Genomic DNA, 17,820 nt, shown 5'->3' on the forward strand with positions numbered 1-17,820 from the left:
ACGCGATGACGCTCTTCCAGGACACCGATCGACCCGTGCAGACAGCCGACGTCCCCCTCGTCGCGAGCTACGTCGCGGGGCGCTGGTGGACGCCGCGCGACCTCGACGCGACCGACGGCAGCGGTCGCGGCGGCGGGACGGTGCTCGCCGACGCTGCGACCGGCGCGCCCGTGGCCCGGGTCGGCGCGGCGCCCGACGTCGCCGCCGCGGTCGATCACGCTCGATCGACCGGCCATGCCGCCCTCGCGGGCCTGCCCTTCCATCGCCGGGCTCTCGTCCTCAAGGGGCTGGCACAGGCGCTGACAGCGGCCAAGGACGACCTCTACGCCCTGAGCGCGGCGACCGGTGCCACCCCGCGCGACTCGATGATCGACATCGACGGCGGCATCGGCGTGCTGTTCACCTACGGGTCCAAGGGGCGGCGCGAGCTGCCGAACACGACGACCCTGATCGACGGCGCCCACGAGAACCTGTCGCGGGACGGCTCCTTCGGCGGGCGCCACCTGTGGCGGTCGCTGCCGGGAGTGGCGTTCCAGGTCAACGCCTTCAACTTCCCGGTGTGGGGCATGCTCGAGAAGTTCGCCCCCGCCTTCCTCGCCGGCGTTCCCTCGATCGTCAAGCCCGCGACCCCGACCGCCGAGCTCACCGAGGCCGCGGTGCGGGTCATGGTCGACTCCGGCCTCCTTCCCGACGGTGCGCTGCAGCTGATCGTGGGATCGGCGCGAGGGTTCCTCCAGCACCTCGACCTGCGCGACGCCGTCGGCTTCACCGGTTCGGCCGATACGGGACGGATGCTGCGACGCGACGACGCCGTCATCGTGCGCGGTGTGGAGCTGACCTGCGAGGCGGACTCGGTCAACGCTGCGATCCTCGGGCCCGACGCGGTCGGCGGCACCGCCGAGTTCGACGCGTTCGTGGCGTCCGTCGTGACCGAGATGACGGCCAAGGCGGGCCAGAAGTGCACCGCGATCCGTCGGGTGATCGTGCCGGCATCCGTGCTGGACGACGTCGTCGAGGCGGTGCGCGCGCGCATCGAGGCGAAGGTCGTCCTCGGCGACCCGCGCGCCGAGGGGGTCACGATGGGTCCGCTCGTCTCGGTCGCCCAGCGCGACGAGGTGCGCGCACGCGTCGGCGATCTCGTCGCCGCCGGCGGAGAGATCGTCGTCGGCTCGCTCGATGACCCCGAGGTCGTGGGCGTGGACGGCGTGCGCCGTGTGATGGCGGAGGGGGCGTTCCTGGCCCCCGTGCTGCTGCGCTTCGCCGATGCCGACACGCCCGCTGTCCACGAGGTGGAGGCGTTCGGGCCGGTCGCCTCGATCCTCGGGTACCGCGACGTCGCGGACGCGGTGCGCCTGGCCAACCTGGGTGGCGGGTCGCTCGTGGCGACGGTGTGCTCGGCCGACCCGGCCTTCGTGGCCGAGGCGGTCGAGGGGATCTCGCCGTGGCACGGCCGGGTCCTCGTGCTCGACGGCTCGGTCGCCCGTTCGTCCACCGGTCACGGCTCGCCGGTGCCGCACCTCGTGCACGGCGGCCCCGGGCGCGCCGGCGGCGGCACCGAGCTCGGCGGCATCCGATCGGTCCTCCACTTCATGAGGCGGACGGCGCTGCAGGGATCGCCCGACACCCTCACGCGCGCCACGGGGGAGTGGCACGCCGGCGCGACGGCGACCGACGGCATCCACCCCTTCCGCAAGCCGCTCTCGCAGCTGCGGGTCGGCGACCGGTTCGCTTCGCAGCCACGGCAGGTGACGCTGGACGACATCGAGCACTTCTCGTCGTTCACCGGCGACACCTTCTATGCGCACATGGACGAGGACGCCGCGGTCGCCAACCCGTTCTTCCCGGGGCGTGTGGCGCACGGATACCTGCTCGTGTCGTTCGCGGCGGGCCTGTTCGTCGACCCCGACCCGGGTCCGGTGCTGGCCAACTACGGCCTCGAGAACCTGCGGTTCGTGACGCCCGTCTCGCCCGGCGACGAGGTGCGGGTGACCCTCACGGCCAAGGCGATCTCGCCGCGCGAGAGCGAGGAGTACGGCGAAGTGCGGTGGGATGCCGTGCTGCTGAACCAGCGCGACGAGACGGTCGCGACCTACGACGTGCTGACGCTGGTCGCGAAGTCCTGACCCGCCGGCGCGGGCGGAGATGTGCGGGGCGGCGCGGCGGGGCGGCGGCGCGGCGGGGCGGCGGGGCGGTCAGCGGGAGCGCAGGCCGTCGAGGGCGACCGAGACCGTCGCGTCGGCGAGCGCGCGGGCGTCGAGCGGGCCGCCCGGGCGATACCACTCCACGATCGAGTTGATCATGCCGAACAGCAGGCGCGACGTGGTCCCCGGGTCGAGATCGGCCCGCAGCGACCCCTCGGCCTGCGCGGCTTCGACGAGCGCCGTCACCGCGCGGTCGATGTCGTGCCGGCGGCGCAGCGCCGTGCGCTCGATGTCGGTGTTCCCGCGCACGCGCAGCAGCAGCGTCACCGAGGGGAGCTCGTCCACGAGGACGCCGACGGCGCCGCGCAGCACGAACGCCAGCCGGTCCGCGGCCGTGCCCCCGGCATCCGTCGCCTGCTCGAGCACCGATTCCAGCCGGTCGAGCGCGCGATCGAGCGCTCGGGCGAGCAGCTCCTCCTTGCCGCTGACGTGGTAGTACAGCGCGGACTTGCTGGTGCCGAGGCGCTCGGCCAGCGCGCTGATCGAGGTCGCCTCGTATCCGCGCTCGTTGAAGAGGGCGACGGCAACGTCGAGGACGGCGTCGAGGTCGTAGGCGGGTCGGTCGAGGCGTCCGTTGCCCCGGCGGAAGGATGCCGCGGGCCGCACGCCTGCTGTCGTCGGGTTGTCGCCCATGGCACCAGAGAGTATCATTACTGAACGACCGGTAAGTAGCGCGAGGAGGCGCCGATGAAGCGGGTGACCGAGACCGACGCCGAGCGCGTCGTCGACGCGGATGCCGTCGCGGCCGGCCAGGCACGCTTCGACGCGATCATCGCCGCCGACGACAAGATCGAGCCGGCTGACTGGATGCCCGAGGCCTACCGGCGCACGCTGATGCGGCAGATCTCGCAGCACGCGCACTCCGAGATCATCGGCATGCAGCCCGAGGGCAACTGGATCACCCGCGCCCCGAGCCTGCAGCGCAAGGCCATCCTGATGGCGAAGGTGCAGGACGAGGCGGGTCACGGTCTGTACCTCTACTCGGCGGCGCAGACGCTCGGAACCCCGCGCGAGGAGATGTACGACCAGCTCCTGACCGGGCGGGCGAAGTACTCCTCGATCTTCAACTACCTCACCCCGTCGTGGGCCGACATGGGCTCCATCGGCTGGCTCGTCGACGGTGCCGCGATCTGCAACCAGGTGCCGCTGTGCCGGGCGTCGTACGGGCCGTACGCGCGCGCGATGGTGCGCATCTGCAAAGAGGAGTCGTTCCACCAGCGGCAGGGCTTCGAGATCCTGCTGACCCTCATGCGCGGGACCGAGGCGCAGCGCGAGATGGCGCAGGAGTCGGTGAACCGCTGGTACGCCCCCGCCCTCATGATGTTCGGCCCGCCCGACGACGCCTCGCCCAACTCCGCGCAGTCCATGGCGTGGAACATCAAGCGCTTCAGCAACGACGAGCTTCGGCAGCGGTTCGTCGACATGATCGTGCCGCAGGCCGAGATCCTCGGCGTGACGCTCCCCGACCCCGACCTGCGCTGGAACGACGAGCGCGGGCACTGGGACTACGGAGACCTCGACTGGGACGAGTTCCGGGCGGTGCTGGCAGGGAACGGCCAGGCCAACGCCACGAGGCTGGCCACGCGTCGGCAGGCGCATGACGACGGCGCCTGGGTGCGCGAGGCGGCCCGCGCCTACGCTGACCGGGTCGCGGCCGAGACGATCGAGGCGGTGGCGTCGTGCGCGCGGTGAACACCCCGGACGCCGAGCGAGCGCAGCGAGACGAGGCGGCGAGCGGGAACGGCGAGACGTGGCCTCTGTGGGAGGTGTTCGTCCGCTCGGCGCGCGGCCTCTCGCACGTCCATGCCGGCTCTCTCCACGCTCCCGACGCGCAGCTGGCCCTCCACAACGCCCGCGACCTCTACACGCGCCGCGGCGAGGGGGTCTCGGTGTGGGTGGTCCCGTCGGCGGCCATCGCGGCCAGCGATCCCGACGCCCGAGGGGCGTGGTTCGAGTCCCCGCAGGGCAAGGACTACCGCTATCCCACCGCCTACCGCGCGTCCGCCGACGTGCCGCACCTGTGAGGCTGCGATGACCACCGACCGTCTGACGATGCTGCGACCGGATGCCGCGGCATCCGGCCCCGCCTCGGGGGTCGCATCCGCCGAGGTGGCCGCCTACGCGCTCGGGCTGGGCGACGACGCGCTCATGCTGGCCCAGCGGCTGGGGGAGTGGATCGCCCACGCCCCCGAGCTCGAAGAGGACGTCGCCCTCGGCAACATCGGCCTCGACCTGCTCGGGCACGCCCGCGCGCTGCTGAGCTACGCCGGGTCGGCGTGGGGCAGGAGCGAGGACGATCTGGCGTTCTTCCGGGACGAGCGGCAGTTCCGAAGCCGCTGGCTGTTCGAGCTTCCGAACGCCGCCACCGGCGGACGCGACTTCGCATTCACCATCGCGCGGCTGACCGTCGCATCCGTGTGGTTCGGCGCTCTGTACCGTCGCCTCGCCACGTCGCGGGACGAGACGCTGGCGGCGATCGCGGCCAAGGCCGTCAAAGAGGTGGCGTACCACGCCGAGCATGCGACGCTGTGGATGCTGAGGCTCGGTCTCGGCACCGATGAGTCGCACCGGCGGCTCGCGGGCGCGGTCGATGACCTGTGGCCGTACGTCGGCGAGCTCTTCGCGCCCGATCCCGCCGCCGACGCGGCGGCGGAGGGCGTCGCGGTGCGGCCCGAGGATCTCCGCGACGAGGTGATGAGCACGCTCGTCGCCGTCATCGAGGACGCGGGGCTCATGGTGCCCGCCTCGCCGTTCCTGCGCGGCGGCGGTCGCGAGGGCGTGCACTCGGAATCCTTCGGGCGACTGATCGGCGAAATGCAGGTGCTCGCGCGTGCCCATCCGGGGGCGACATGGTGACCACGATCTCGCCCGACTTCGTCGCGCGCCCGAGACCTGCCGAGCCCGAGCTCGGCGCGCTGTGGGATGCCGCCGCGGCCGTCACCGACCCCGAGCTGCCGGTCCTGACGATCGCCGACCTCGGGATGCTCCGTGGTGTGCGGATCGAGGACGACGGCACCGCGGTCGTCCAGCTCACCCCGACGTACTCGGGGTGCCCGGCCGTCGAGGCCCTGCGCGCCGACATCGTCGCGGCGCTCGCCGCGGTCGGCCGCCCCGCCCGGGTCGAGGTCGTCCTCGCGCCCGCCTGGACCACCGACTGGATGAGCGGCGCCGGCCGCGCCAAACTCGAGGCCTACGGCATCGCGCCCCCGCGACCACGGGCGGACGGCGGTCCCGTCGCCCTCGGGCTCGGGGTGCGGTGCCCCCGCTGCCGGTCGCTGCACACGCGCGAGCTGTCGCGCTTCGGCTCGACCTCGTGCAAGGCGCTGTGGCAGTGCCAGGCGTGCGGCGAGCCCTTCGACCGGTTCAAAGAGCTGTGATGGCCTCGCGCGCCTCCGCTGCATCGGTCGCACAGGTTCCGGGTGCGGGTCTGGGTCCGGGTCCCGGTCCAGGTCGGGTTCCGCCCGATGTCGTCGCCCGCGCGGATGCCGCCCCCCGCCGCCGCGCTGCCTTCCACGCGCTGACCGTGACCGCCGTCCGCCCCCTCACCGCCGATGCGATCGAGATCGTCCTGGACGTGCCGCCGCAGCTCGCGGCCGCCTTCGCGTACGAACCCGGTCAGCACGTCGCCATCCGCGCGCGCATCGACGGGGAGGAGGTGCGGCGCAGCTACTCCATCTGCCGCGCACCCGCGCCGGGGCGACTGACCGTCGCCGTCAAGCGCGAAGAGGGCGGGGCCTTCTCGACCTGGGCGGTGCGGCACCTGGCGCCCGGTGACGTGCTCGAGGTGATGAGTCCCGACGGGCATTTCACCCCGCACGGCACCTACGACCGCCCCGCACGGTTCGCCGCGATCGCGGCCGGCTCGGGCATCACCCCGATGGTGGCCCTCATCGAGCACCGGCTGCGCGAGAGGCCGGGCGACACGTTCGACCTGGTCTACTCCAACCGGACCGCCGCCGATGCCATGTTCCTCGACGACCTCGCCGACCTGAAAGACCGCTTCCCCGCCCGGCTCGGGCTCCACCACGTCCTGACCCGCGAAAGCCGGCCCGCCGAGCTGCTGTCCGGCCGCCTCGACGAGGCGCGTCTGGAGGCGCTGCTCACCCGGGTCATCGGGTTCCCGCACATCGACGAGTGGTTCCTGTGCGGACCCCTCGAGCTCGTCGATCGAGCGCGCGCGGTGCTGCTGCGCCTCGGTGTCGACATCTCGGCGATCCGCGTCGAGCTGTTCTCGACCGGTCGCCCGCACGGCGCGGCGGCGGCCCCACCCCCGGCATCCGCGCCCGATGAGCCGCTGCGCACGATCGCGTTCCGCCTGGACGGCACGACCGGAACGGTCACCACGCCGGTGGGTGCGGGAGAGACGGTGCTCGCGGCCACGCTCCGTACGCGCGGCGACGTGCCGTTCGCGTGCGCCGACGGCGTGTGCGGAACGTGTCGGGCGGTGCTGCGACGCGGGACGGTCGAGATGGCGCAGAACTACGCGCTCGAACCCGAGGAGCTCGCGCGCGGGATGATCCTCACCTGCCAGGCGGTGCCGACGAGCGACGCCGTCGAGGTCGACTGGGACGCCTGATGCGGCATCCCCGGAGCCGAAGGAGCACGGCATGATCGTCTGGACCATCGCCGACGGCGTCGCCGAGGTCGTCCTCGACGCCCCGCACAAGCGGAACGCCGTCGACCTCGGCGACATCGCCGAACTCGATGCGGCTTACCTCGCCGCCGAGCGCGCCGGAGCGCGGGCGCTCGTGCTGCGGGGTGAGGGGCATGCGTTCTGCGCCGGACGCGACATCGCCGATGTCGACCCCGCGACCGACGACGTCCACGGCTACCTCGCCGCCGTCGAGCGGCTGATGCGGCGGATGTCGGAGTTCCCGGTCCCCACCTTCGCCGCCGTACACGGTGCGTGCCTGGGCGTCGGGTTGGGTCTCGCGATCGCCGCCGACGTCGTCTACGTCGCCGACGACGCCAAGGTCGGTTCGCCGTTCGTGAATCTCGGCGCCACGCTCGACTCCGGCGGGCACGCGCTGTTCTACGAGCGACTCGGCGCCCACCGGGCGCTGGACCTCATCTTCACGGGCGACCTCCTCACGGGCAGCGAGGCCGTCGCCGCCGGACTGTTCAGTCGCGCGATGCCCGCGGACGAGCTCGTGGAGTTCACCCGCGAGAGAGCGGCACGCGCGGCATCCGGCCCGACGCTGGCGTTCGCTGCGTCGAAGCGGATCATCGCCGACCTTCGCGGCGAGCGGCTGTGGCGCGCAGTGGATGCCGAGACGGCAGCCCAGGCGGACCTGGCCGCCACCGCCGACTACCGCGACGGTTTCGCGGCGTTCCGCGCCAAGCGCGCACCCGACTTCCGCGGCGCCTGACCCGCCGCCGGGGTCGCGTGCGCACGGGGACGCGTGCGCACGTGTCACGCGCGTGCGTGAGAATCCCGCACGCCGGGGGCGCGTGCGCACGCGTCCCCGGCGGGGGCTAGGAGTTCACGCGGATGATCTCGTGCTGGTACGGCGCGATCACCGAACCCGAGATGCGGCAGTCGAGCACGAGGAAGCGACGGGATGCCGCAGGCTCGGACGTCCACGCAGCCAGCCGGTCGAGGTCGTCCAGACTGCGCACCACGACGCCCTCCGCGCCGACGCCCTCGCCGAGCGAGGCGAAGTCGACCTCGGGGATGAGCATCGGCTCGCGGGCGAGTCCCTTCAGTCCGTAGAGGTTGACCTCGGCGCCGTAGGCGGCGTCGTTCCACACCACCGCCATGCCGCGGCCTCCCGCGACGCGGACGGCGGACTCGAGGTCGGCGAGGGCCATCAGCCCCCCGCCGTCGCCGGTCGTGAGGACCACCGTCGCGTCGGGCTTGGCCAGCGCCGCGCCGGGCACGGACGGCCAGCCCAGGCCGATCGACTGGAAGGCCGTGCCGATCATCAGCATGCGGTCGGGTGAGGCGACCGGCCAGTACATGTTGGCCCAGCCGATGAAGTGGCCGCCGTCCGAGACGACCACGCGGTCCTCGGGCAGCAGCTCGCCGATGCGCGCGGCCACCGACCGGGGGTCGAGCCGCCCGTCGGGGGCCGCCACGTCGCCGGCGTCGTGGCGGCGCAGCGGTGCCAGGTCCAGCTGCTCGCGCCAGCCGGACGGGCGCGCGCCGCCCGCGCGCAGGCGCTCCACCAGCTCGCGCGCGACGACCGCGGCGTCACCCCGCACGTATCCGCCGACATGCGGGTGAGTGGCCGTCGCGGCGACGTCGACCTGGAAGACCTGCGTCCCGGGGGCGAAGAGTTCGCCGAAGCGCATCGTGAACTGGTTCAGGGACGCGCCGAAGACCACGGCGACATCCGCCTCGCGCACGAGGTCCATCGCGCCGGCCGCGCCGAAGCCGCCGGTCACCCCGAGATCGAACTCCGGGCGGGGGAACACACCCCGGCCGAGCGCTGTCGATGCGGTGACGGCGCCTGTCGCGTCGGCCAGCTCGCCGAGCGCCTCGCCCGCTCCGGCGATCCATGCTCCGCGACCGGCCAGGAGGAAGGGCCGCGTCGCGCTCGCGAGGGCCGCGGCCACGCGCTCGAGTGCTCCCACGGCGAACTCGCCGCGCACCGGAACCGGTCCCGGCAGCCGCAGCGACGGCGCTTGGGGAACCTCGCCCGCCTCGACGGCGGCCACGTCGTACGGCACCGCGAGGACGGTGGGGACGCGGTAGGTGAGAGCGTGCTCGATGGCGATGATCGTCGTCGCGGCGGCATCCGTGCGACCGACGGTATAGGTGCGGGCACCGACCGCCGAGGCCAGCGCGATCTGGTCGACGTCCCACGGCCGCGGGCCCGACGTGGGCTCATCGCCCACCACGAGCACGAGCGGCACGTGCGCCTGCACCGCTTCGGCGAGGGCCGTGAGGGTGTTGGTGAAGCCGGCGCCGTACGTGGCGGTGGCCGCGGCCAGTCGACCCGAGGCGCGGTGATAGGCGTCTGCGGCGACCACGCCTCCGGCTTCGTGCCGGACGGCGGTGAAGGACACCGCCGTGGAGCGCTCGAGGGCGTCGAGGACGTAGGCGTTGCCGTTCCCCATCACCCCGAACACGTGATCGATGTGGTGAGCGAGGGTGAGGGCGACGTGCGCGGAGACGGTGGGCATGGCACAGCTTTCGAGACGGGACGACAGGGAGGCCGTATATGTCTCGCGCGTGCTTCGCCGCACGGCTGCGTGCCCATTTTTCGAGCACCGGCGCGCTCGTCGCACCGGACCCGTCGATTATACGGCCCGGCCCCGGAGCGGCATGATGGCGGCATGAGAACCGTTCAGCTGCGCCGCTACACGCTCGTCGAGGGAGAATACGACGCCTTCGTCGCCTGGTGGAACGAGTGGATGCCGCGCGTGCGGCCCGCCGCCGGGTTCCCCATCGAGTTCGCCTACGGCCTTCCCGAGACCAACGAGTTCGTCTGGGCGGTCTCGGCAGAGGGGGATGAGGACGCTTTCCTCGCGCGCGAGAAGGAGTACATGGCCTCGGACGCGCGCGCTGAGGCGTTCGCGGGCGTGCCGCAGCGTGTCGCGGAGTACAACATCCGCTTCGTGCGCGACGTCGTCGCCTGACACCTCGCGCGGCGCGGGATCGCGCGGTCTCGCGACCTGGGTCAGTACGACGTGCGCGGGGACGTGCGCGGGGCCGTGCCGCCCGCCCTGTCGGCGGCCGTATCTGCGACCGTGCCGCCGTCGCCGATGAAGCGTGCGGCGAGAGCCTCGGAGCCGCGGGCGAGGAGGGCGACGTCCGCTCCGACGAGGATGAACGACGCCCCCGCGTCGAGGTAACCCTGCGCGACCGCGGGATCGAACGCGTTCACGCCGACGGGCTTGCCCGCCTGGCGCACCGCCTCGAACGTCGACCGCACGGCGGCCACGACATCGGGGTGGGTCTGGGCGCCGAGCAGGCCCATCGAGGCGGCGAGGTCGCTCGGTCCGACGAACACCCCGTCGACTCCGTCGACGGCGGCGATCGCGGATGCCGCGGCCACAGCCTCGGCTGTTTCGACCTGGACGAACAGCGACACACGACCGTCCGCCTCAGCGAGGTAGTCGTCGACCCGGTTCCAGCGGGCCGAACGCCCGAGGGCCGAACCGACGCCGCGTCTGCCGCGCGGCGGGTAGCGGACGGCGGCGACGGCGGTTGCGGCATCCGCTGCGCTGTTGACCATCGGAACGAGGATGTTCTGGGCGCCGAGGTCGAGAACCTGCTTGATGAGCACCTGATCGAGGCTCGGCACGCGCACCACGGGAGTCACCGGGTACGCCGCGACCGCCTGCAGCTGGGCGAGCACCGACTCCAGCCCGTTGGGAGCGTGCTCCATGTCGATGAGCACCCAGTCCAGACCCGCGCCGGCCGCGATCTCGGCGACGAGAGCCGAGCCGGAGCACAGCCACATGCCCGCGAGGGGACGTCGCGTCGACGCGAGGGCGTCGCGGAAGGTCGGGGTCAGACGAAGCGGCATGTGATGGTCCCCATCGGTCCGTAATCGCAGTGGACGGTGTCGCCCCGCTCGACCCACATGGGCCGGGTGAACGAGCCGGCGAGGATGATCTCGCCCGCCTCGAGTCTGTCACCGTGCTGCGAGATCTTGTTCGCCAGCCACGCCACACCGGTCGCGGGATGTCCGAGCACTCCGGCGGCCACGCCGGTCTCTTCGATCTCGCCATTGCGCGAAAGCACCCCGGGAACCCACCGCAGGTCGATCTCGTCGGGACGACGGCGCTCGGACCCGAGGACCATGGCGCCGTACGCGGCGTTGTCGCTGATGGTGTCGACGATGGTCCTGCCCTCGAGCTCGATGTGGGAGTTGAGCACCTCGAGCGCGGGCACGGCGTAGTCGATCGCGGCGAGGGCGTCCTCCACCGTGCAGTCCGGGCCCTCGAGCGGCCCCTTCAGCACGAAGGCGAGTTCGACCTCGATCCGGACGTTCGAGAAGTGATCCACGGGGATCTCGTCGCCGTCCTGATAGACGGTGTCGTCGAACATCACCCCGTAGTCGGGTTCGGTGATCCCCGTCGCCTGCTGCATCGCCTTGGAGGTCAAGCCGATCTTGTGGCCGACCAGGCGTCGGCCGGCGGCCAGGTTCTTGTCGCGCCACACGCCCTGGATCGCATACGAGTCCTCGACGGTGGCGTCGGGGTAGCGGGCCGTGATCCTCGGGATCACGCCGTGCGCGCGATCGGCCTCGGCGAGCTCGGCGGCGATCTGCTCGATCTGCCCGGGCGTCAGACGTTCGCTCACAGCTGATGGCCGAGCTTGTACTCGCCCTGCTTGTACTCGGGCATCGAGTCCTCGCCGGGGCGGGTGTACGAGAAGCCGTCGGCGCCGATCGTGACCGCCATCTCGGAGTCGTCGGTGCGGGCGACGACCGGCTTCGGGTTGCCGTCGAGGTCCAGCACGAGCGAGGCCTCGGTGTACCAGGACGGCACGACGGGGTTACCCCACCAGTCCCGGCGCTGATTGTCGTGGACGTCCCACGTGATGACCGGGTTGTCGGGGTCGCCGGTGTAGTAGTCCTGCGTGTAGATCTCGACGCGGTGACCGTCGGGGTCGCGCAGATAGAGGTAGAACGCGTTGCTCACGCCGTGGCGTCCAGGGCCCCGTTCGATGGCGTCGGAGCGACGGAGCGCCCCGAGCTTGTCGCAGATGGCGAGGATGTTGTGCTTCTCGTGCGTGGCGAACGCGACGTGGTGCATGCGCGGGCCGTCGCCGCCGGTCATGGCGGTGTCGTGCACGGTGGGCTTGCGACGCATCCACGCGGCGTACACCGTGCCGGCGTCGTCCTGGATGTCTTCGGTGACGCGGAACCCCAGGTCCTGCATGAACGCCACAGCGCGGGGGACGTCCGGGGTCACCTGGTTGAAGTGGTCCAGCCGCACCAGTTCGCCCGGAGTGTGCAGGTCGTAGCGCCAGGACAGGCGCTCGACGTGCTCGGTCTGCGAGAAGAACTCGTACGGGAACCCGAGCGGATCCTCGACCCGCACCGAGTCTCCGATGCCCTTCGTGAACCCTCCGGGGCGGCGCTCGACGCGGCATCCGAGCTCTTCGTAGAACGCCACAGCCCTGTCGAGGTCGTCGGGGGTGCGCACCCGATATGAGAACGCGGCGACGGCGGCCACCTCACCCTGGCGCAGCACCAGGTTGTGGTGGATGAACTCCTCGGTGGAGCGCAGGTACACCGCCTGGTCGTCCTCCTCGGTGACGTACAGCCCCAGCACGTCGACGTAGAACTCCCGCGACGCGGCGAGGTCCGTGACGACGAGCTCCATGTACGCGCAGCGCAGGATGTCGGGCGCGGGGGATGAGGGGGTCGGGATCGGGTTGTCGGTGTGGATGGGCGCCTCCTGGCTGACGAAGAAGCCGGAGGAGGTGAGGGTCTTGTCGTGGGTCATGTCAGGCTCCCTTGCCGAACGTGGGGTTGTGGACCTCGCCGAGCGTGATGTGCACGGCCTGCTGGTCGGTGTAGAAGTCGATCGAGCGGTAGCCGCCCTCGTGCCCGAGGCCCGAGGCTTTGACGCCGCCGAACGGTGTGCGCAGGTCGCGGACGTTGTTGGAGTTCAGCCAGACCATGCCGGCTTCGACGGCCTGCGAGAAGTTGTGCGCGCGCGTGAGGTCGTTCGTCCAGATGTACGCGGCGAGGCCGTACTTGACCCCGTTGGCCAGCTCGAGGGCCTCGTCGTCGGTGTCGAACGGCGTGATCGCCACCACCGGGCCGAAGATCTCCTCCTGGAAGATCCGGGCGTCCGGCTTCACATCGGCGAACACGGTGGGCCGCACGAAGTTGCCGGTCTCGAACCCCTCCGGACGACCGCCGCCGGCGACCAGCCGCGCCTCGGTCTTTCCGATCTCGATGTACCCCATCACCTTGTCGTAGTGCTCGGGGTGCACGAGCGCGCCCACCTCGGTCGCCGGCTCGTGCGGGTAGCCGACCACGACGCGCTCGGCCTGTGCGGCGTAGCGCTCCACGAACTCGTCGTACACCGAGCGCTCCACGAGGATCCGAGAGCCCGCGGTGCAGCGCTCGCCGTTGAGCGAGAAGACGCCGAAGATGGTCGCATCGATCGCGGCTTCCAGGTCGGCGTCGGCGAAGACGACGGCGGGGCTCTTTCCGCCGAGCTCCATCGACAGGCCCTTGAGGAACGGGGCGGCGTTGCCGAAGATGATCTGTCCCGTGCGGCTCTCGCCGGTGAACGAGATCAAGGGCACATCCGGATGCTTGACGAGCGCGTCGCCGGCATCCTCACCGAGCCCGTTGACGAGGTTGAACACACCCTGCGGCAGCCCGGCCTCCTCGAAGATGCCCGCCCACAGCGACGCCGACAGGGGAGTGAACTCCGCGGGCTTGAGGACCACGGTGTTGCCGGTGGCCAGCGCTGGAGCGAGCTTCCACGACTCCAGCATGAACGGGGTGTTCCAGGGGGTGATGAGCCCGGCGACCCCGATCGGCTTGCGGTTGACGTAGTTGATCTGGCGACCGGGCACCTTGTAGGTGTCGTCGGCCTGCGCGACGATCAGGTCGGCGAAGAACCGGAAGTTCTCGGCCGCGCGTCGCGCCTGACCGAGCGCCTGGGTGATCGGCAGGCCCGAGTCGAACGACTCCAGCTCCGCCAGACGCGCGTCCCGCGACTCCACGATGTCGGCGATGCGGTTCAGGACGCGCGAGCGCTCCCGCGGCAGCATCCGGGGCCACGGCCCGTCGACGAAGGCGCGGCGGGCGGCGGCGACGGCCCGGTCGATATCGGCCTTCTTGCCGGCGGCTGCGCGCAGGTAGGTCTCGTTCGACACCGGGTCGAGCACCTCGAAGGTGTCGCCGTCGACGGAATCGACGAACGCGCCGTCGATGTAGTGCTGAATGTGCTCGGGAAGATCGGCGGGAACGTGCCGCTGCGTCGCGAGCGTGGTCGTGTCGGTCATTTCTCTCCTTCGAAAGGGCGTCAGAAGGCCGGGAGGCCGAGGGCCTCGTCGGGGTGCTCGTGGATCATGTAGGCGTCGAGAGTGGCCGAGCGGTGCCGGCGGGCGGCCTTCTCGATCTCGCCGAGAGGAGCGCCGCGCTCGATGAGCGCGAGGATGTTCTCGTGCTCGTGAACCGACTCCTGAGCGCGGCCGGGAACGAAGCTGAACGTCGAATCCCGCAGGTTCCCCAGGCGCGCCCACTCTGCCTCGACGAGCTCGAGCATCCTCGGGTTGGCGCACTTCTCGAACAGTGCGGCGTGGAACTCGTGGTTGAGCCTGGTGAACGAGGGCGGGTCGAAGTGCTGGAGCGTCTCGATCATGAGCTCGTTGATCGACCGCGCCCGGCGGATGTCGTCGGCCGTCAGCCGCCGCGCCGAGAGTGCCGTGGCGGCGCCCTCGAGGATCGACAGGGCCTGCATCGAGTGCCGGTACTGCGAGTCGTCGACCATCGACACCCGCGCGCCGACGTTGCGCTCGAACGTGACGAGTCCCTCGGCCTCGAGCTGCCGGATCGCCTCGCGCACGGGGACGACGCTCATGTCCAGTTCTCCGGCGATCGCGCCGAGCACCAGGCGATACCCGGGCGTGAACTGCTGCCCCGCGATGCGCTCCTTGACCCAGTGGTAGGCGACCTGCGACTTGCTCTGCGTCTCGGTCATCGATCGCTCCTCGACTCCTCGTACCGGGCGCGCCACGCCGCGTTCAGGGGGAAGAGCCCGTCCACCGGGTGCCCCTCGGCCACCCGGGCGGCGATCCAGGCGTCCTCGTCCTCCTGTGCCAGGGCGGCGTCGGCGACTTCTTCGGCCAGCGCCGGCGGGATCACGATGACCCCGTCCGCGTCGCCGACGATGACATCGCCGGGCTGCACCGTCGTTCCGCCGCAGGCGATGGTGATGTCGGCGTCCCACGGCACGTGCTTGCGGCCGAGGACGGCGGGATGCGCGCCCACGGTGTAGACCGGCATCCCGACGGCCGCGACGGCGTCGTGATCGCGGACGCCGCCGTCGGTGACCACGCCGGCGGCCCCGCGCGCGCGGGCGCGGATCGCGAGGACGTCGCCGAGGGTGCCGGAACCCGCTTCGCCGCGGGCCTCGATCACGATGACCTCGCCCTCGCCGACGGCATCGAAGGTGCGCTTCTGCGCGTTGTAGCCGCCGCCGTGCGAGGCGAAGAGGTCCTCGCGGTTGGGTACGAAGCGCAGTGTGCGCGCGGTGCCGACGAGCTTGAGCTCGGGATGCAGCGGGCGCACGCCGTCGATGGTGACGTTGTCGAGTCCGCGCTTGCGCAGCTGCTGCGAGAGCCCCGCGACCGGCGTGCGCTCCAGCTTCTCGCGCAGCTGCGCCGACAGACCCGGCGCGGGCAGTGCCGCCGCCTCGCGGGAGCCCCACGCCTCCGCGCGCTGGGTGTCGTCGACGGCGGGCAGCGACCCCAGCGACGGATCGAAGGCGGCATCCCCCTGGACGACGCGGCTGATCAGACGACCGGTCGACGCCCTGCCCGGGACGTCGACTTCGACCTCGACGACATCGCCGGGGACGACGACGGATGAGCCCGCGGGCGTGCCGGCGAGGATGATGTCGCCGCGTTCGAGCGTGGCGTGCTGGGACAGGTCGGCGACCAGCTGCGCGAGCGGGAAGATGAGACCCGAGGTGGAGTCGTCCTGGGCGAGCTCGCCGTTGACCCACGTCCGCACCCGCAGCGCGGCGGGGTCCAGTCCCGCGGCGTCCAGGAGCGCGGGTCCGAGGGGCGTGTAGCCGTCGCGGCCCTTCGACCGCACGTTCGAGCCCTTGTCGTTCTGCCGCAGGTCGTACACGCCGAAGTCGTTGGCCGCTGTGACCCAGCCGACGTGGTCCCACGCCGCCGCCGCCGCGACCCGGTGGGCGGGTGTGCCGATCACGAGCGCGATCTCGCCCTCGAACGCGAGCAGCTCGGTGCCCGCCGGGCGCTCGATGGTCGCGCACGAGGGTGCGACGGAGCTGGAGGGCTTGAGGAAGTACGACGGATGCGCCGGCCGGCGACCCCGCTGATCGGCGCGCGAGGCGTAGCTCAGATGGACCGCGATGATCTTGCCGGGGCGGCAGGGAAGGATCGCGAACCTCGGGTCGGCGGCGTCCTGCGAAGCGGTTTCGGTGGTCATGAGCTCCCTCGCTCTTGCGTCGTATCCGAAATCGTATATGATCGTCCACCAGACGGCAACCACCGCTCCGAGCGGGCGGATGAGCTGTCCAGACACCGACGTCACACATACGGGAGCACGACGATGAGCACACCCCCCGCCGCGAAAGCGGGCTTCACCCCCACCGGCACGATCGCCGCGAGCAAAGACCAGCGTCGCGTCGTCTTCGCCACGGTGGTGGGCACCACCGTCGAGTGGTACGACTTCTTCATCTACTCTTCGGCGGCCGGGCTCGTGTTCGGCCAGCTGTTCTTCGCACCTGCGGGCGAGGGCTTCGCGCAGATCCTCGCGTTCCTCACCGTCGGCCTCAGCTTCTTGTTCCGGCCACTCGGCGCCTTCCTGGCGGGCCACCTCGGCGACCGTTACGGCCGTCGCATCGTCCTCATGCTGACACTGATCCTGATGGGCGTCGCGACGACCCTCGTCGGCCTGCTTCCGACCTACGCCGCCATCGGCATCGCGGCTCCCATCCTGCTGATCGTGCTGCGGATCCTCCAGGGGATCTCCGCGGGCGGCGAGTGGGGCGGCGCGGTCCTCATGGCCGTCGAGCACGCCCCGAAGGCCAAGCGCGGGCTGTTCGGCGCCTCGCCCCAGATCGGCGTGCCGCTGGGTCTCCTGCTCGCTTCGGGCGTCATGGGGCTGATGGCCCTCCTCGCCCCGGGCGAAGCGTTCCTCGAGTGGGGCTGGCGTGTGCCGTTCCTGCTGAGCGTCGTGCTGATCCTCGTCGGCTACTACGTCCGCCGACGCGTCGAGGAGAGCCCGGTGTTCGCCGAGCTGAGCGAGCGCAAGGAGAAGACCCGGATGCCGATCGTGCAGCTGTTCCGCCGCCACGCTCTGCTCGTGGTCGTCGCCGCGCTCGTCTTCGCGGGCAACAACGCCGTCGGCTACATGACCACCGGCGGCTACATCCAGCGCTACGCCACCGATCCCAACGGATCGCTCGGCTTCGCGACCGCGGATGTCCTGGGTGCCGTCACTCTGTCGGCGGTGTCGTGGCTGGTCTTCACCTGGGTCGCCGGATGGCTGTCGGACCGCATCGGCCGTCGCACCACCTACCTCATCGGGTGGGGCCTGCAGCTGGTGGGCGTGTTCCTGCTCTTCCCCCTGGTCAACAGCGGCAGCATCGGTTTGCTCACCGTCGGCCTGGTGATCCTCACCGTCGGTCTGGGATTCACCTACGGCCCCCAGGCCGCGCTGTACACCGAGCTCTTCCCCGCTTCGATCCGCTTCTCGGGGGTCTCGATCTCGTACGCGATCGGCGCCATCCTCGGCGGGGCCTTCGCCCCCACGATCGCACAGGCCCTCGTTCAGGCGACCGGATCGACCGACGCCGTCACGTGGTACCTCGCCGGGATGACAGTGCTGGGGCTCATCGGAACGCTGCTGCTGCGCGACCGCAGCGGCATCCCGCTCGGACCCGACCACGAGGCCGAGCAGGCGAAGAGCCCCGTCTACGGCCTGTCGAAGGCCTGAGG

17 protein-coding genes are annotated in these 17,820 nt (G+C 71.5%); 9 read left to right on the forward strand and 8 right to left on the reverse strand.

Going from position 1 to position 17,820, the window contains the following annotated elements:
• Positions 1–5 precede the first annotated feature (5 nt).
• The gene (gene paaZ, locus Q9S36_RS23225; RefSeq protein WP_311287214.1) at positions 6–2,123 is read left to right on the forward strand and encodes a phenylacetic acid degradation bifunctional protein PaaZ; all 2,118 of its coding nucleotides are present in this window, start codon (positions 6–8) and stop codon (positions 2,121–2,123) included.
• 69 nt (positions 2,124–2,192) lie between these two features.
• On the opposite strand, the gene Q9S36_RS23230 is transcribed toward paaZ, so the two are convergent.
• The gene (locus Q9S36_RS23230; protein WP_311287215.1) at positions 2,193–2,834 is read right to left on the reverse strand and encodes a TetR/AcrR family transcriptional regulator; all 642 of its coding nucleotides are present in this window, start codon (positions 2,832–2,834) and stop codon (positions 2,193–2,195) included.
• Positions 2,835–2,888: 54 nt separating this feature from the next.
• Between Q9S36_RS23230 and paaA the strand changes: the two genes are divergently transcribed.
• From paaA to Q9S36_RS23260, 6 genes are all read left to right on the forward strand, one after another.
• Positions 2,889–3,893, forward strand: coding sequence for a 1,2-phenylacetyl-CoA epoxidase subunit PaaA (gene paaA / locus Q9S36_RS23235; protein WP_311287216.1), 1,005 nt, complete (start codon positions 2,889–2,891; stop codon positions 3,891–3,893).
• 65 nt (positions 3,894–3,958) lie between these two features.
• Entirely contained in the window at positions 3,959–4,225 is a 267-nt protein-coding gene (paaB, locus tag Q9S36_RS23240; protein ID WP_251453604.1) for a 1,2-phenylacetyl-CoA epoxidase subunit PaaB, read from the forward strand.
• A gap of 7 nt (positions 4,226–4,232) precedes the next feature.
• Positions 4,233–5,057: a 1,2-phenylacetyl-CoA epoxidase subunit PaaC gene (gene paaC, locus Q9S36_RS23245; protein WP_396653823.1), complete on the forward strand. Its 825-nt coding sequence runs from the start codon at positions 4,233–4,235 to the stop codon at positions 5,055–5,057.
• Entirely contained in the window at positions 5,051–5,578 is a 528-nt protein-coding gene (paaD, locus tag Q9S36_RS23250) for a 1,2-phenylacetyl-CoA epoxidase subunit PaaD (RefSeq protein WP_311287217.1), read from the forward strand. Before paaC ends, paaD begins: the two co-directional genes overlap by 7 nt.
• Positions 5,578–6,777 carry a 1,2-phenylacetyl-CoA epoxidase subunit PaaE gene (paaE, locus tag Q9S36_RS23255; RefSeq protein WP_396653824.1) on the forward strand — a complete coding sequence of 400 codons (1,200 nt, stop codon included), beginning with the start codon at positions 5,578–5,580 and terminating at the stop codon, positions 6,775–6,777. Before paaD ends, paaE begins: the two co-directional genes overlap by 1 nt.
• Positions 6,778–6,808: 31 nt before the next feature.
• Positions 6,809–7,570: an enoyl-CoA hydratase-related protein gene (locus tag Q9S36_RS23260; RefSeq protein WP_311287218.1), complete on the forward strand. Its 762-nt coding sequence runs from the start codon at positions 6,809–6,811 to the stop codon at positions 7,568–7,570.
• Positions 7,571–7,676: 106 nt separating this feature from the next.
• Here the strand turns inward: Q9S36_RS23260 and Q9S36_RS23265 are convergent, their stop codons facing one another.
• Positions 7,677–9,329 (reverse strand): thiamine pyrophosphate-binding protein, encoded by a 1,653-nt coding sequence (locus tag Q9S36_RS23265; protein WP_311287219.1) that lies wholly within the window; start codon positions 9,327–9,329, stop codon positions 7,677–7,679.
• A 153-nt stretch (positions 9,330–9,482) separates the two neighbouring features.
• Here Q9S36_RS23265 and Q9S36_RS23270 point away from each other — a divergent pair, with 153 nt between their 5' ends.
• Complete coding sequence (locus Q9S36_RS23270) at positions 9,483–9,785, forward strand: hypothetical protein (protein ID WP_311287220.1); 303 nt, start codon at positions 9,483–9,485, stop codon at positions 9,783–9,785.
• Between the two features lie 41 nt (positions 9,786–9,826).
• Here the strand turns inward: Q9S36_RS23270 and Q9S36_RS23275 are convergent, their stop codons facing one another.
• The 6 genes from Q9S36_RS23275 to Q9S36_RS23300 are packed head-to-tail and all read right to left on the reverse strand — an operon-like array spanning position 9,827 to position 16,306.
• Positions 9,827–10,678 (reverse strand): HpcH/HpaI aldolase/citrate lyase family protein, encoded by an 852-nt coding sequence (locus Q9S36_RS23275; RefSeq protein WP_311287221.1) that lies wholly within the window; start codon positions 10,676–10,678, stop codon positions 9,827–9,829.
• On the reverse strand, positions 10,663–11,457 hold the full coding sequence (locus Q9S36_RS23280; RefSeq protein WP_311287222.1) for a fumarylacetoacetate hydrolase family protein: 795 nt from the start codon (positions 11,455–11,457) through the stop codon (positions 10,663–10,665). Before Q9S36_RS23280 ends, Q9S36_RS23275 begins: the two co-directional genes overlap by 16 nt.
• Positions 11,454–12,608 carry a 3,4-dihydroxyphenylacetate 2,3-dioxygenase gene (gene hpaD, locus Q9S36_RS23285; RefSeq protein WP_311287223.1) on the reverse strand — a complete coding sequence of 385 codons (1,155 nt, stop codon included), beginning with the start codon at positions 12,606–12,608 and terminating at the stop codon, positions 11,454–11,456. The genes Q9S36_RS23280 and hpaD overlap by 4 nt, the downstream gene beginning before the upstream one ends.
• Before the next feature lies 1 nt (position 12,609).
• Positions 12,610–14,130, reverse strand: coding sequence for a 5-carboxymethyl-2-hydroxymuconate semialdehyde dehydrogenase (gene hpaE / locus Q9S36_RS23290; RefSeq protein ID WP_311287224.1), 1,521 nt, complete (start codon positions 14,128–14,130; stop codon positions 12,610–12,612).
• A gap of 20 nt (positions 14,131–14,150) precedes the next feature.
• On the reverse strand, positions 14,151–14,828 hold the full coding sequence (locus Q9S36_RS23295) for a GntR family transcriptional regulator (protein WP_251453325.1): 678 nt from the start codon (positions 14,826–14,828) through the stop codon (positions 14,151–14,153).
• Positions 14,825–16,306 carry a fumarylacetoacetate hydrolase family protein gene (locus Q9S36_RS23300; protein WP_311287225.1) on the reverse strand — a complete coding sequence of 494 codons (1,482 nt, stop codon included), beginning with the start codon at positions 16,304–16,306 and terminating at the stop codon, positions 14,825–14,827. The genes Q9S36_RS23295 and Q9S36_RS23300 overlap by 4 nt, the downstream gene beginning before the upstream one ends.
• Positions 16,307–16,429: 123 nt before the next feature.
• Between Q9S36_RS23300 and Q9S36_RS23305 the strand changes: the two genes are divergently transcribed.
• Positions 16,430–17,818, forward strand: a complete 1,389-nt coding sequence (locus Q9S36_RS23305) for an MFS transporter (RefSeq protein ID WP_311287226.1) — start codon at positions 16,430–16,432, stop codon at positions 17,816–17,818.
• Positions 17,819–17,820 lie beyond the last annotated feature (2 nt).

This window comes from Microbacterium sp. ARD31 (assembly GCF_031844425.1).